Genomic DNA, 12,401 nt, shown 5'->3' on the forward strand with positions numbered 1-12,401 from the left:
ATAAAACGAACGCTCAGGCTGACACGAAATGATTAATATTTGGCTGTGGAGTCTATTAGCCCTGCATCTACAAGGGCTTGCGCCTGAGGCGAGCCCGGCCGGACGAAGAGATGGCGATAGCCCTTGGCGGCCCAGTCCTTGAGATCTTCGGGATTTCCGGTGAATTCGGCATCAAAGCCATCAGGCGTTTCGGCGATTTTAACCAGAGGCTGGCCGGTCTTCAGCCAATGCGCGAACGGCGCGATCAGGTGCGCGGCCTCCTTTTCTCCCAGTCCTTGCTCAACCACGATCCCCGCATCCTTCAACCGTTGCGGCCCTTTATGAGAGGCATAGGGCGACGGATCGACGCAAGCATAGACGACGCGCGCGACCTTTGCGTCGACCAGCCTCTGCGAGCATGAGCAGACGCCGGTGGAACGTTCGCCGCAGGGTTCAAGCGTTACATAGGCGGTGGCGCCTCCGGCTTTTTTACCCGCCGCTGCCAATGCGACTTCCTCGGCGTGCGGGCGGCCGCCGTCGCCGGTCGCGCCTTCGGCGATAACAATGCCGTTTTTGACAATTACACAGCCAACGGCTGGGTTCGGCCAAGTTTTGCCGGGTCTGGCCAGGACAATCGCCTGGCGCATAAACTCCCTCTCTCCGTTGAGATATCCCCTCTCCCCATCTTGAAGTCCCCTCTCCCCGCTTGCGGGGAGAGGGTTAGGGTGAGGGGCAAACCGACCGGTCACCGCGGGATAAAATTGAAATTCAGGCGCACGGACAAACTCACGTATCTCGCCGTCACAAATCGCGGCGATTGTCTCCAGAACAGGCTCCAACGCGCCCCCGGTTGAAAACCGCGCGACCGACCAGCCCAGTTCATTCATGTACTGATTGCGAAGGTCGTCATAATGACTGTCGATATGCTGGTTGCCATCGAGCTCAACCACCAGAGCACTATCGCGGCAGGCAAAGTCGGCAAAATAGGGCCCAATCCCCAATTGCCGCACAAACTTACGGCCGTCCAGTTGCCGATTACGCAAGGCATGCCACAAACGCGCTTCACCACTATTGTCCGCCTGACGCAGACTCCTTGCCCGGTCTGTGCGCTTATTTCTTGGTCCTCGCATGCGGCGCCGGCGGCTGCCCCTCACCCTAGCCCTCTCCCCGTAAACGGGGAGAGGGGACTTCTGTGTCTAATCTTACTCCGCGATCGCCGGCAGCGGATTGGCGCGGGCCGTGTCCAGATACTTCGCCCACTGCGGCTTCAAGGCCGGATCGAGATGCACCACCAGCGGATTGCCGGTCGGAACTTCCAGCTCCAAAATCGTCTTTTCATCGAGGTCGAACAGCGACTTGATGATGGCGCGAATGGAGTTGCCGTGCGCGGCGACCAGAACCGTCTTGCCCGACTTCAGCGCTGGCGCGATGGCGCCGTCCCAGAACGGCATGACGCGGTCAAGCGTCGTCTTCAGGCTTTCCGTATCGGGCAGTTCGGCGCCGGCATAGCGGCGGTCGCCCTTGAAGTCGTAAGCGCTGCCGGCTTCCAGCGGCGGCGGCGGCACGTCGTATGACCGGCGCCAGATCTTGACCTGCTCCTCGCCGTGCTTGGCGGCCGTTTCAGCCTTGTCCAGCCCCGTCAGACCACCGTAATGACGTTCGTTCAAACGCCAGTCCTTGACGACCGGAACATAGATCTGGTCGGCCGATTCCAGCGCAAGGTTACAGGTGCGGATGGCGCGGGTCAGGACGGAGGTGAAGGCCTGGTCGACCTGAATACCTTCTGCCTTGATCAGCTCGCCGCCGCGACGCGCCTGCGCTTCACCTTCGGCGGTCAGGTTGACATCGACCCAGCCGGTGAAGCGATTTTCCAGATTCCATTGGCTTTGGCCGTGGCGCAGCAGGACGAGCGTGGGCATGAAGGCAACCTCGATATGTGAATTCCTGCGCGCGTTTTAGAAGCGGAAACACTAGCATACAAGCTTTAAAAGACGTGTACCTTATCGCCCGGCCGGATCGATCCGCCTTTGGTAATGCGGGCATAGATGCCGCAATCCCGGTGGCCGTAGTTTTCCCAAAGCGCCGTGCACAGATCGACATCGCGTTCGGCCGTGTCCGGGTTCACATGGGTGGCGACGCAACGGACGATCGGCTTGAGCACTTCGAACTCGGGGCCGTCGTCGCCGACGCGGATTTGGCGGCCGACCCAGTTGTGGTCCTCAAAAGCGTTCAGGCCTTCCAGCCAGATGTTGGCGCGCATGCGTAAGGGGTCGAGATCGCGCTCAAGCCGGCTGCCAAGGTCACGCAGCGAATTCAGATTGAGGAAAGAGACGAAGCCCCTGCCGGAATCGGTAAAGCGAAAATGTGTCTTGGTATGCTCATAGGACGGCGATTCCAGCACGTTTAACGGTTGTAAAACCGGGTCGTAGTCCTCGTGCGCTGCCAGCCGCGCCTCGACATGGCGCGCCAGGCTGTTGCGACCGGCGACCGAGGTCAGGTCGAAGTCCCATGTTCCCGATGCATCAGCAATGTGGAAGCTTCCGGCGATCTCGTCATAGCGTGTCCTGAGCCGGGCCACGGCCGGAAACCGCGCCAGGACAGCGAACTTCATCTTCGAAATGGTCTTAGGGTTGTCCTCATCAAAGCCGGAGGGTCCAACCTCCATGGCGTAAAGCCGGTCATGTGGAAAGAAATCGCCATCGGACAAGAGGGTTTCCGCGACCGGCTCCGGCGTAAATCCCTTGATCGGGTGCCGCCACAAGGCCTCGATGGTCGCGGTCGCCAGTGTCATCCCATTTCTTCCTCTAGCATGGCCAGGCGTTCGGCCTGGTCCTCGGCGATCAGGGCATTGATCATCTGGTCCATGTCGCCTTCAACGAACTGCGGCAAGTTATAGATGGTCAGGTTGATGCGGTGATCAGTTACGCGCCCCTGCGGATAATTGTAGGTGCGGATGCGCTCGGAGCGATCGCCTGAACCGACCTGCGATTTACGGGCGTCGGAACGCGCCGTGTCCAGCGCCTGGCGCTGCATGTCATAGAGCCGGGCCTTCAGGTTGCGCATGGCGATGGCGCGGTTCTGGTGCTGCGACTTTTCCGACGAGGTCACCACGACGCCCGTTGGCAGGTGGGTGATGCGCACGGCCGAGTCGGTCTTATTGACGTGCTGGCCGCCCGCGCCCGACGAGCGATAGGTGTCGATGCGCAGGTCCTGGTCGCGGATTTCGATCTCGACGTCCTCGGCTTCGGGCAGGACGGCCACGGTGGCCGCCGAGGTATGGATGCGGCCTTGCGTTTCGGTCGCCGGCACGCGTTGAACCCTGTGTACGCCGGACTCGAACTTCAACTTGCCGAAGACGCCCTCGCCCGTCACTGAGGCGATGATTTCCTTGTAGCCGCCCATTTCGCCCTCGGACACGCTGTCGATTTCGACGCGCCAGCCCTGCGAAGAGGCATAGCGGCTATACATGCGGAACAGGTCGCCGGCGAAGATGGCGGCTTCATCCCCGCCCGTGCCAGCACGGACTTCGAGGATGGCCGAGGCATTGACGTCCTTGTCCTGCGGCGCCAGCAGAAGCGCGACACCGCGTTCCAGGTCCGGCAACGTCGACTTCAACTCGGCCAGCTCTTCCTCGGCCAGTGGCGACAGGTCCGGATCGCCCAAAGCCGCCATCTCTTCCAGTTCCGGCACCTGCTGGCGCGCCTTGACCAGACGCTCGACCGCGTCGCACACCGGTTTGATCTCGGCGTGCTCCTTCGACAGGCGCACGATCTCGGCGCCATCGGTAGCGGATTCCATGCGCGCCTCGATCATGCGGAAGCGGTCCATGACCTGGTCGAGCTTGGCTTGGGGAAGGTGTATCAAGGGTTTACTCTCGGCAATTCAGCGACTGCCTACTCTTATTTAGGATAGGTATCAATGAACGACTGCCGCTTTTCGAGTTCGGCGGTCAGTGCCGCGACATTTGGCGCGACGCCTTGCCAGTCGAGATGCGGATAACGGAAGGTCGTATAGGTCCCGGCGATCGCAAGCGTGATGGCCGCCAGATCGAACGTCTCCACCGGCGGACAGTCGCGCTCGACGACGGCGAAACCGCGCATCAGGTTATCTTCCCAGCGCTTTAGCCAGAAGGGCGACTGATATTGCTCCGGCCGGCGATACTCCAGCACCATCTTGACCAGCATTTCGAGCAGGCCGGACGCGGCGACCTCGGTTCGGCGCATGGCCCACAACGCCTGTCCCTGCGGTGACAGCCTGCCACCGGACAAAGCATCCAGACGCGCCGAAATCAGGCTGCTGTCGGTCCAGCGTACGCCGTCGTCATCGACCAGGGCTGGGATCTGGGCCAGAGGATTGGCGTCGACCAGCGCCGGCAGGTTTTCGACCGGAATGGCAAGCACCTCTTCGACCTTTGTCAGGAAGCCGGTTTCACGCACCACGATGCGTGCCTTGCGGGCGTAGGGTGACGCGGTGTTGAAGAACAGTTTCATGAAAGCCTCGCGATCCAGAAGACGACAATCGTGGCACGTGAATGCCGCGCGAAACCACGCCCGTCAAGACCTCGAACGCGATCAGCCCAGACTACTAATCCCTGTGAAATCAAGCCTTTTCAGCAATTTGCCTTAATTTAAGACTTGCCGTGTAAAACGGGTGAAACAAATACATCCCTCAGAACGAGGCCCGGGTGAAAAACGGCACAACCGAAGCGAAGTTGATGGTCCCTATGGCCGTGATCGTTATTGTCGCGGTCATGGCGCTGGTGGGCAGCCTCTGGGTCTGGGCCGAACAGGCCGACAACCTGGCGCGCACGCGTGAGGAAAGCCTTGTCCGCAAGGGTTTGGACCAGATCGCGGCCGATCAGTCCATGCTGATGACGCCGATCACCATCTGGGACCAGGCGACAATCGCCACCGCCGTGAAATACGACCCGAAATGGGTCCGCGGCAATATCGGCGACTATTTCCAGAAATATCTCAAGTTCGAATCGAACGTCCTGCTCGATGCCGACGGCAAGGTGCGCTTTGCCTATCACGACGGCCAGGAGGTCTCCCCCAGCCTGTTCACGGCAACCCTGGCCCAGACCCAATCGGTGACGCGCGACTTGCGCAACCGCTATGCGTCGGACATGGCCGCCGGGCGTGGCTACAGCGCCGACAGCAATCACGCCGGCAAGGTGATCGCTGCCGATGGTCGTCTTTACATTACCGGCGCCAGCCTGCTTCTGCCCGACGCCGCCGGCTCGCCCCTGCTCAAGCACCCGCCCTTCGTCGTCGTTGGCATGCATGAAATCAAGGCGCCGGAACTGGCCGCCCTGTCCGACCGCTACATGGTGTCGCGCATTTCTCTGCTCCCGCGCGGCAAGACGCCGCCTTCCGGCAATGCCTCCGTTGCCTTTACCGATGCCAATGGCGTCGTCCTGGCGCAACTGAGCTGGCAGCCGGAAACGCCCGGCAAGACCCTCTTCCTGCGCACCATTGGCCCCGTTCTGATGATCTCGCTTGGCCTCGGCCTGGTGGCCCTGGTCCTGCTGCACACCAGCCAGAAGACCGCGCAAAGCCTCAGCGCCTCCGAAGCCAAGGCGAAGCACATGGCCTTGCACGACGCCCTGACGGGCCTCCCCAACCGCACCCTGTTCGCCGACCGCCTGAGCCAGGCGTGCGAGCGCATGAAGCGCCAGGGCGGCCAGGTCGCCGTCATGTGCATCGGCCTCGACCGCTTCAAGGATGTCAACGACACGCTGGGTCACCTGGCCGGCGACGAACTGATCCGCCACAATGCCGCGAAAATCAACGGCGTCATCCGCGCCTGCGACACCCTGGCCCGGCTGAGCGGCGACGAATTCGTCATCATCCAGACCGACAGTGACGGCCACAGCGCCGCGACCCTGGCCAAGCGCCTGCTGGAGACCCTGACGGGCACGGTAACGCTCGAAAGCGGCCAGGTCTTCTCGTCGTGCTCGATCGGCGTCACCCTGCTGATCGATGGCGAGATCGAGCCCGCCGAAGCGCTGCGCCAGGCCGATCTCGCGCTCTATCGCGCCAAGGACGCCGGCCGCGGCCAGTACGCCTTCTTCGAAGTCGAGATGGACGCCACCATCAAGCTGCGCAAGACGCTGGAAACGGGCCTGCGCGAAGCCATCCACATCGAGGCGCTCGACGTTGTCTATCAGCCGCAGGTCGACCATTTCGGCAAGATCGTCGGTGTCGAGGCCCTATGCCGCTGGACACACCCGTCTCGCGGTCCGGTCTCACCCGGCTATTTCATTCCGCTGGCCGAAGAGTGCGGCCTGATGAACGATCTCGGCGCCTTTGTACTCCGTCGCGCCATGCAGGATTCGCATCGCTGGCCAGGCCTCAAGGTCGCGGTCAACGTTTCGGCTACCCAGATGCGCCATCCCGATTTCGTCAGGAGCCTTGGCGAAATGCTGGCCGAAACCCGCACCCAGGCGTCGCAGATCGAGATCGAGATCACCGAAGGCGTGCTGCTGGCTGACGACCATGCCTCGCAGCTGGTCCCGCGCGACCTGCGCCATATGGGCTTCTCGATCGCGCTCGACGATTTCGGCACAGGCTACTCGTCGCTGGGCTATCTCAGCCGCTATCCGGTCGACAAGATCAAGATCGATCGCTCCTTCGTGTCGAACCTCGGCAACGACCCCGAAGCCGAAGCCGTCATCCGCGCCATCGTGAAACTGTCCAAGGCCCTGAACCTCAACATCATCGCCGAGGGCGTCGAAACGCGCGCGCAGAAGAACCTGCTGCGTCAGGCGGGCTGCCAGATCATCCAGGGTTTCCTGTATTCGCGCCCGGTGCCGGTGTCCGATATCGACGCCTTCATGCGCGACGGCGGCGGTAAGATCGTGCTGAGCGAAGAACCCGAAGCGCTGCGCCAGGCGGGGTAAGATAAAGACAGTCGCACTCGGGTAGGCGCCGGGCCGCGAGCCTGAGGGGCATCACTTAGCAGAAGCGCACGCGGAAAGAGTTTCTGCCCCTCATCCGGTCCTGCGGACCACCTTCTCCCCGCGCGCGGGGAAAAGGAAATTCACAGCTTCTCGGCGTGGGCCTCGACCAGCTCGACAATGTGGTCGATCATGCCGGCATTGTCCTGCTTGTGGTGCGGCTTGCCGCCCATATAGATCATGCCGGCCCCTGCCCCACCGCCGGTAAAGCCAACGTCCGTATAAAGCGCCTCTCCCGGGCCATTGACGACGCAGCCGATGATCGACAGCGACATCGGCTTGGTGATATGCGCCAGCCGCTCCTCCAGCGTCGCCACCGTCTCGATGACGTTGAAGCCCTGACGCGCGCACGACGGACAGGCGATGATATTCACGCCGCGGTGACGCAGGCCCAGCGACTTCAACAGGTCGTAACCGACCTTGATCTCCTCGACCGGATCGGCGGCCAGCGACACACGGATCGTATCGCCGATGCCCGCCCACAACAGGTTGCCGAGGCCAATGGCGGACTTGATAGTGCCAACGCGCAACGGCCCCGCCTCGGTCACGCCGATATGCAGCGGGCAGTCGATGGCGTCGGCCAGCGCCGTATAGGCGGCGACGGTCAGAAAGACATCCGATGCCTTCACCGAAATCTTGAATTCGTGGAAGTCGTGGTCACGCAGGATATTGGCGTGGAACAGGGCGCTTTCGACCATGGCTTCGGGGCACGGCTCGCCGTACTTTTCCATCAGGTCCTTTTCGAGCGAACCGGCATTGACGCCGATGCGCATGGAACAGCCGTGGTCCTTGGCGGCCTGAACGACTTCGCGGACGCGGTCGGGCGAGCCGATATTGCCGGGATTGATGCGCAGGCAGGCCGCGCCGGCTTCGGCGGCCTCGATGGCGCGCTTGTAGTGGAAATGGATGTCAGCGACGATCGGCACATTGGATTGCTGGACGATCGTCTTCAGCGCGCGCGTCGAATCGACGTCCGGACAGGAGACGCGCACGATGTCCGCTCCCGCCGCTTCCAACGCCCGGATCTGCGCAAGCGTCGCCTCGGAATCCGAGGTCAGGGTGTTGGTCATCGATTGAACGGAGATCGGCGCGTCGCCGCCCACCAGCACATTGCCCACGCGGATCTGGCGGCTCTTGCGCCGTTCGATGTGGCGCCAGGGACGGACGTGGGTATGATCGGTCGCACTCATATCGGGTTCTTTTACAAAGGAAGATGAGGCCTATATCGGCGCTCGAAGCCACCGCCGCAAGCCTTATTGCGCGCCTTCAGCCGCCGCCGGCGGTGTTTCCGGCACGGACGCCGGCGGCGGCGCGGCCGGCCGCGACGGCGCATAAGGAATGGGCGCGGTATTGCGTGGCGCGGCCACTGGCTTCTGCGGCGCCGGCGCGGCGGTTCGGTAGACGGTCGAAACCTGGCCTTGCGTGACCGACTGGGCGTCGAGTTGCGCCGCCATCTGGGCCGCGCGGGCATTCAGCTTGGCGACAGGCATGACATTGGCGTCCATCATCCCGGCATATTCGCCGTTGTGATAGACTTCGATGGCCGAGACGTCGGTGACGTCGACCAGGGCCGTCTGCAGGTCATTGAGCGGCACGCGATAGGACTCGCCCGCCCCCAGTTGCTGGACGAAGTGGACGACGCCGTTCTTGCCGTCGTGGACGACCAGCAGGACGCTTTTCTTGGCCTGGATGGTGACGGCCGAATTGTCGGGCTGCGCGCCATAGATGGCGCCGCGCGGATTGAAGGCCTTGCGCGCCTGCAACACGTCCTGAACGGGCACCGGCGCGGCGCTGGCCTGGTTGCGCGCGGCCATCATCGAGGCGAAACCCTCTTCCAGGCCGGGCGTGGCGTAGGGCGGCGGCACGTCCTGGTCCTGCGGCGCGGGCTGCGACTTGGTGACGTAGACCACGCCGTCGCGAATCATCGGCACGCCCATCGACCAGGCCTGGTTGGCGAAAACAGCTTCATTATGCTTGCTGAAATCGATCGGCTTGCGCTGGAAGATATTCCAGACAACGACGGCGGCGACGAGGCAGACGGCGGTCGTCAGATAAAGGCGATAGTTCGGCTTGACGTCTTCCAGCGAGGCGCCAGACGGCGCCTGCAGGCGGGTGTTAACATCCGTCACATCGCGCTTGAACATGTCGGCCAGGGTTTCTTCGTCGAGCCCCAGCGCCTTGGCGTAGGCCTTGACGTAACCAATAGCAAAGGCGCGTGGCGGCAGCACGTCATAGGCCGCCTGCTCCAGCGCCTCGAGATAGCTCTGGCGCACGCGGGTCATTTCGGACACCAGCTCCAGCGACCAGCCGCGCGCCTCACGCGTCGAGCGCAGGATGTCGGCCAGGTCGAAGCGGTCGGGAAGATGATCGCGCGCGTAGGAATAGGTCGAAACGGCGCCGCGATAGAGGCCTTCGTAGGGCTCGTCCTCGATTACGTTGATGGTGTCGTTACTCATAGCCGTTCCGTAATCGCCCCGTTCGACAGAACCATAAGGCAGGCCAAGAATCAACCGCCGCACGTCCCTACGCGACGCTCCGGAAGCTATTTTTTCCACGGCCTGGTGAAGCTCCCGCTCTCGATTTACGTCCCGTTTCAGGTCACGCCCGCGAAGGTTGCTCTTAACGTCAACTCGGTCTAAGAGAGCCTGTTGCCCCACCGCCCCTGATTGGCTTTCGGATTGGACTTCGCGCATGCCCGCCGCCTTTGACGATTTGTGGATTGGCCAGGTTGCCTCGATCGGCGCCGGCGTGGTTTCCGAGGAAGACCTGAAGAGCTTCTGCAAGACCTATGCCCCTAGCTGGAAGCCGGAAGACGGCCTGCCCGACTCGCTGATCTTCGCCTTCTGGTCGAAGCTGGAAAGCGAAGCGGCGGCCAGTTGGCCCCAGACCAAGCGCCTGGCGGTCGACGCCCTGCGCTGGATGCGCAATCCGCCGGCGGGCGAGCTGCTGAAATGCCGCCTGACCATCATGGGCAAGGACGCGGTGGGCGACGCCAAGGGTGTGGTCATCGCCCAGCATGACGTCCTCGACGAAGCCGGACGGCTGGTCTTCTCGTGCCTGACGCGCTCGGTGTTCCAGCGCAATCCGATGGCACCGACCGAGTAACCAGCCTCACATAAGCTGTTCGGGACTACTTCTGGATCGCCGGAAAGCCGCGGCGCGAAACGTAGCCACGCTCGGTTTCCGACAGGATGCCTCCGGCATAGTAGGCCGCTGTCAGCATCCCCATTTTCCACGCCCGCATGTCGTAGTGCATGCCGAACTTGGCTTCGAAGCCGCCTTTTTCGGGACGGTCCAGCAGCTCGTAGATGTCGATGTCCTCAATCGTCACATAGGTCTGGTTCGTCAGGTAGTTCAGGGTGTTGTTCAGGCTCTTGTTGCAGTTTTCGACCAGGGTTCCGGACCAGGTGTTCTGGTACAGCGGGTCATAGATCTCACCGCAATTGACCTCGTTGAACTGGACCGGGCGCTTGTAGGTCGCCAGCTTCTGGAACAGGTTGAACGTACCCCAGTAGTTGTGCGGGTTGGTGCCCAGGCGTTCGTAGTAGTGGTACGATATGACCTCGTACCTCACCCCCTTCGACGCCATGAAGTCGAGAAAACCAAAATGGGTCGAAGTCGTGTTCAAGGTCCGGCGCAGCTTCAGGCCATTGTCGGCATTGATCTTGTCGATCGCGTCCGACGCGCCCTTCAGCACCATCGCCCAATCGTTCATCAGAGGCGTATTGAATTCGGCGGCGGTCCAGCCTTTGCCCCACAGTGACTGTCCGCTGGAATTCTTGACCAGGACATTCAACTCGTTGCCGAGCTCGTAGTCGGTGATCTCGTACTTAAAGGCATTGGCAAACGCGTAGGTGCGATCATAGCCCTGACGGTACAGGGCATTGGCATCGCCCTTCGGGTACTTGCCGTAGTCGGTGCGGTCGCCAAAGGCGAACGGAAAGATCAATAGCGGCCGCAGGACAATGCCGTGCGACCTGGCCTGCCTCTGCATCATCTGCACCATCCCCACCCGGTAGGGGTCGGTGTCGGCCGTCAGGTTGGCGTTGAAGCGATAGCGCTTGAGGCCGCGGTACTGCATCAGGTCGAAATAGGACTTGATGACGGCCTCATCGCGGCTGGCGGGGCCGACCGTCCCGATGGCCGGCTTGGCCTCGGCGACATGCGCCATCCCAACTGAACCAAGCACAAAGACAAGACACGCCAGAAGAGACGACAGTATAGACTTACGCATACAGATTACTTTATTCCGATGAAATAGACACGCGATTAAAGTTGCGTACAGCGTTCGGCCGCGCGCAGCGTTTTTCAGTTCAGCTATTTTCCTGAGGCCCACTCGACAATGCGTCGCTTTGCGATCTTGCATCGTTACAGGAATTTTATGTAATTTTAATAATCTATATGTTGAAAAAATGGCTAAATTTACAAATGAAACGCAATATATTTATGCACTGAATACACGCCTGCCAGGCGAAAATATCATTCATGATCAACCGTTTGCATATAGGAAGGCAAGGCGTATGCGGACAAACGCATATCTCATGGCCCTGATTTGGCCACAATAGCGCAACGAAAAAGGCTCCGGCGCTGCCGGAGCCTTTAACGGTATTCTTATTTTCGCGGGTTTACTGGACGGGCTGGGCAGCGGCGTTGCGCTCGATCGTCATGGCGATCAGCTTGTCCCAGGCCAGCAGCGAGTTCAGGTGCGCATAGATGTGCGTCAGGGCGCCATTGTTGCGCAGCTCGACCAGCTTGTCGCCCGACAGTTCGTTGAGGACCTTTTCGTCGACCGCGAAGTATTCGGCGATCTTTTGCGGCTCACCGGGGGTACCATCCGGATTTTGCGGACGGTACAGGGTTTCGCGCGGCGACAGCAGGTTCAGTTCACGCAGCAGGCCGACGAAGCTTTCGGTGCGGCGGCGCTCGGTTTCGAAGTCGGTGCAGAACTGCATGGCGTTTTCGACGAAGGGTGTGGCCTTGCCGTTTTCGAAGAAGGGCACGTCCGGATTGGAACGCGACACCATCGGCGCGTTGGTATCGACGCACAGGATCATGCGCTCTTCGCGCTCATCATTGGCGAAGACGAACGGATAGCGCCTCGCGAAGGCCGGCAGGTAGGCGTCGGGCTTGAAGACGCCATCGGCCGAAACGAAGACGTTCTGCCCGGCCGACAGGCCCATGGCCGCCACCGGCATATAGTTTTCGCCGATGAAGACGATCGGGTAGCTCAGCGACGCGGCCGGGAATTCGGCGACCGTCAGCGGAACGACGTTGGTTTCGGCGACGAAGGCGTGCGGCGTCGCCGTCGCGCTGATGCCCATGGTGCCGTGCGTGTCCGGGCTGAGCGGCTCCGGGTTCTGGTAGAAGAGGACGTTTCCAGTCAGCGTTGCGTCGTTGTTCTGTTCTTGTGCCATGGTACTTCGAGAGGAGTTAGAAAAAACGAGCCTCGCTTCTACCGCAAGCA

The 12,401-nt window shown here is 61.5% G+C and carries 11 protein-coding genes; 2 read left to right on the plus strand and 9 right to left on the minus strand.

The annotated features are described in order from the left end of the window. Window positions 1-32: 32 nt before the first annotated feature. The 5 genes from J2X24_RS10180 to J2X24_RS10200 form a co-directional block, all read right to left on the minus strand. The gene (locus tag J2X24_RS10180; RefSeq protein WP_209720563.1) at window positions 33-1,109 is read right to left on the minus strand and encodes a DUF559 domain-containing protein; all 1,077 of its coding nucleotides are present in this window, start codon (window positions 1,107-1,109) and stop codon (window positions 33-35) included. Window positions 1,110-1,181: 72 nt separating this feature from the next. After that, on the minus strand, window positions 1,182-1,898 hold the full coding sequence (gpmA, locus tag J2X24_RS10185) for a 2,3-diphosphoglycerate-dependent phosphoglycerate mutase (RefSeq protein ID WP_209720566.1): 717 nt from the start codon (window positions 1,896-1,898) through the stop codon (window positions 1,182-1,184). Window positions 1,899-1,963: 65 nt separating this feature from the next. Next, window positions 1,964-2,770, minus strand: a complete 807-nt coding sequence (locus J2X24_RS10190; RefSeq protein ID WP_209720569.1) for an MOSC domain-containing protein — start codon at window positions 2,768-2,770, stop codon at window positions 1,964-1,966. Then, window positions 2,767-3,840 carry a peptide chain release factor 1 gene (gene prfA, locus J2X24_RS10195; protein ID WP_209721224.1) on the minus strand — a complete coding sequence of 358 codons (1,074 nt, stop codon included), beginning with the start codon at window positions 3,838-3,840 and terminating at the stop codon, window positions 2,767-2,769. Before prfA ends, J2X24_RS10190 begins: the two co-directional genes overlap by 4 nt. A 38-nt stretch (window positions 3,841-3,878) precedes the next feature. Continuing rightward, complete coding sequence (locus tag J2X24_RS10200) at window positions 3,879-4,469, minus strand: glutathione S-transferase N-terminal domain-containing protein (protein WP_209720572.1); 591 nt, start codon at window positions 4,467-4,469, stop codon at window positions 3,879-3,881. Between the two features lie 194 nt (window positions 4,470-4,663). On the opposite strand from J2X24_RS10200, the gene J2X24_RS10205 reads away from it, so the two are divergent. Next, the gene (locus tag J2X24_RS10205) at window positions 4,664-6,880 is read left to right on the plus strand and encodes a bifunctional diguanylate cyclase/phosphodiesterase (RefSeq protein WP_310003395.1); all 2,217 of its coding nucleotides are present in this window, start codon (window positions 4,664-4,666) and stop codon (window positions 6,878-6,880) included. 140 nt (window positions 6,881-7,020) lie between these two features. Here the strand turns inward: J2X24_RS10205 and ispG are convergent, their stop codons facing one another. Next, a complete protein-coding gene (gene ispG / locus J2X24_RS10210; protein ID WP_209720575.1) occupies window positions 7,021-8,127 on the minus strand; it encodes a flavodoxin-dependent (E)-4-hydroxy-3-methylbut-2-enyl-diphosphate synthase in 1,107 nt (368 codons plus the stop codon). A gap of 63 nt (window positions 8,128-8,190) precedes the next feature. Next, window positions 8,191-9,393 carry a helix-turn-helix domain-containing protein gene (locus J2X24_RS10215; protein WP_209720578.1) on the minus strand — a complete coding sequence of 401 codons (1,203 nt, stop codon included), beginning with the start codon at window positions 9,391-9,393 and terminating at the stop codon, window positions 8,191-8,193. A 235-nt stretch (window positions 9,394-9,628) separates the two neighbouring features. Between J2X24_RS10215 and J2X24_RS10220 the strand changes: the two genes are divergently transcribed. Beyond that, entirely contained in the window at window positions 9,629-10,042 is a 414-nt protein-coding gene (locus J2X24_RS10220) for an acyl dehydratase (protein ID WP_209720581.1), read from the plus strand. Window positions 10,043-10,067: 25 nt separating this feature from the next. Here J2X24_RS10220 and J2X24_RS10225 read toward each other — a convergent pair whose 3' ends face one another. Together J2X24_RS10225 and J2X24_RS10230 are read right to left on the minus strand one after the other, a co-directional pair. Beyond that, entirely contained in the window at window positions 10,068-11,171 is a 1,104-nt protein-coding gene (locus J2X24_RS10225) for a hypothetical protein (protein WP_209720585.1), read from the minus strand. Window positions 11,172-11,562: 391 nt separating this feature from the next. After that, window positions 11,563-12,351, minus strand: coding sequence for a SapC family protein (locus tag J2X24_RS10230; protein ID WP_209720588.1), 789 nt, complete (start codon window positions 12,349-12,351; stop codon window positions 11,563-11,565). Window positions 12,352-12,401 lie beyond the last annotated feature (50 nt).

Source organism: Asticcacaulis solisilvae (genome assembly GCF_017875235.1).
In the GTDB taxonomy this organism is placed as follows: domain Bacteria; phylum Pseudomonadota; class Alphaproteobacteria; order Caulobacterales; family Caulobacteraceae; genus Asticcacaulis; species Asticcacaulis solisilvae_A.

Bases quoted from the DNA above. Each gene is read 5' to 3' on its own strand.
- J2X24_RS10180 (WP_209720563.1), bottom strand. From the start codon at position 1,109: ATGCGAGGACCAAGAAATAAGCGCACAGACCGGGCAAGGAGTCTGCGT.
- J2X24_RS10200 (WP_209720572.1), bottom strand. From the start codon at position 4,469: ATGAAACTGTTCTTCAACACCGCGTCACCCTACGCCCGCAAGGCACGC.
- J2X24_RS10225 (WP_209720585.1), bottom strand. From the start codon at position 11,171: ATGCGTAAGTCTATACTGTCGTCTCTTCTGGCGTGTCTTGTCTTTGTG.
- ispG (WP_209720575.1), bottom strand. From the start codon at position 8,127: ATGAGTGCGACCGATCATACCCACGTCCGTCCCTGGCGCCACATCGAA.
- J2X24_RS10230 (WP_209720588.1), bottom strand. From the start codon at position 12,351: ATGGCACAAGAACAGAACAACGACGCAACGCTGACTGGAAACGTCCTC.
- gpmA (WP_209720566.1), bottom strand. From the start codon at position 1,898: ATGCCCACGCTCGTCCTGCTGCGCCACGGCCAAAGCCAATGGAATCTG.
- J2X24_RS10220 (WP_209720581.1), top strand. From the start codon at position 9,629: ATGCCCGCCGCCTTTGACGATTTGTGGATTGGCCAGGTTGCCTCGATC.
- J2X24_RS10190 (WP_209720569.1), bottom strand. From the start codon at position 2,770: ATGACACTGGCGACCGCGACCATCGAGGCCTTGTGGCGGCACCCGATC.
- J2X24_RS10215 (WP_209720578.1), bottom strand. From the start codon at position 9,393: ATGAGTAACGACACCATCAACGTAATCGAGGACGAGCCCTACGAAGGC.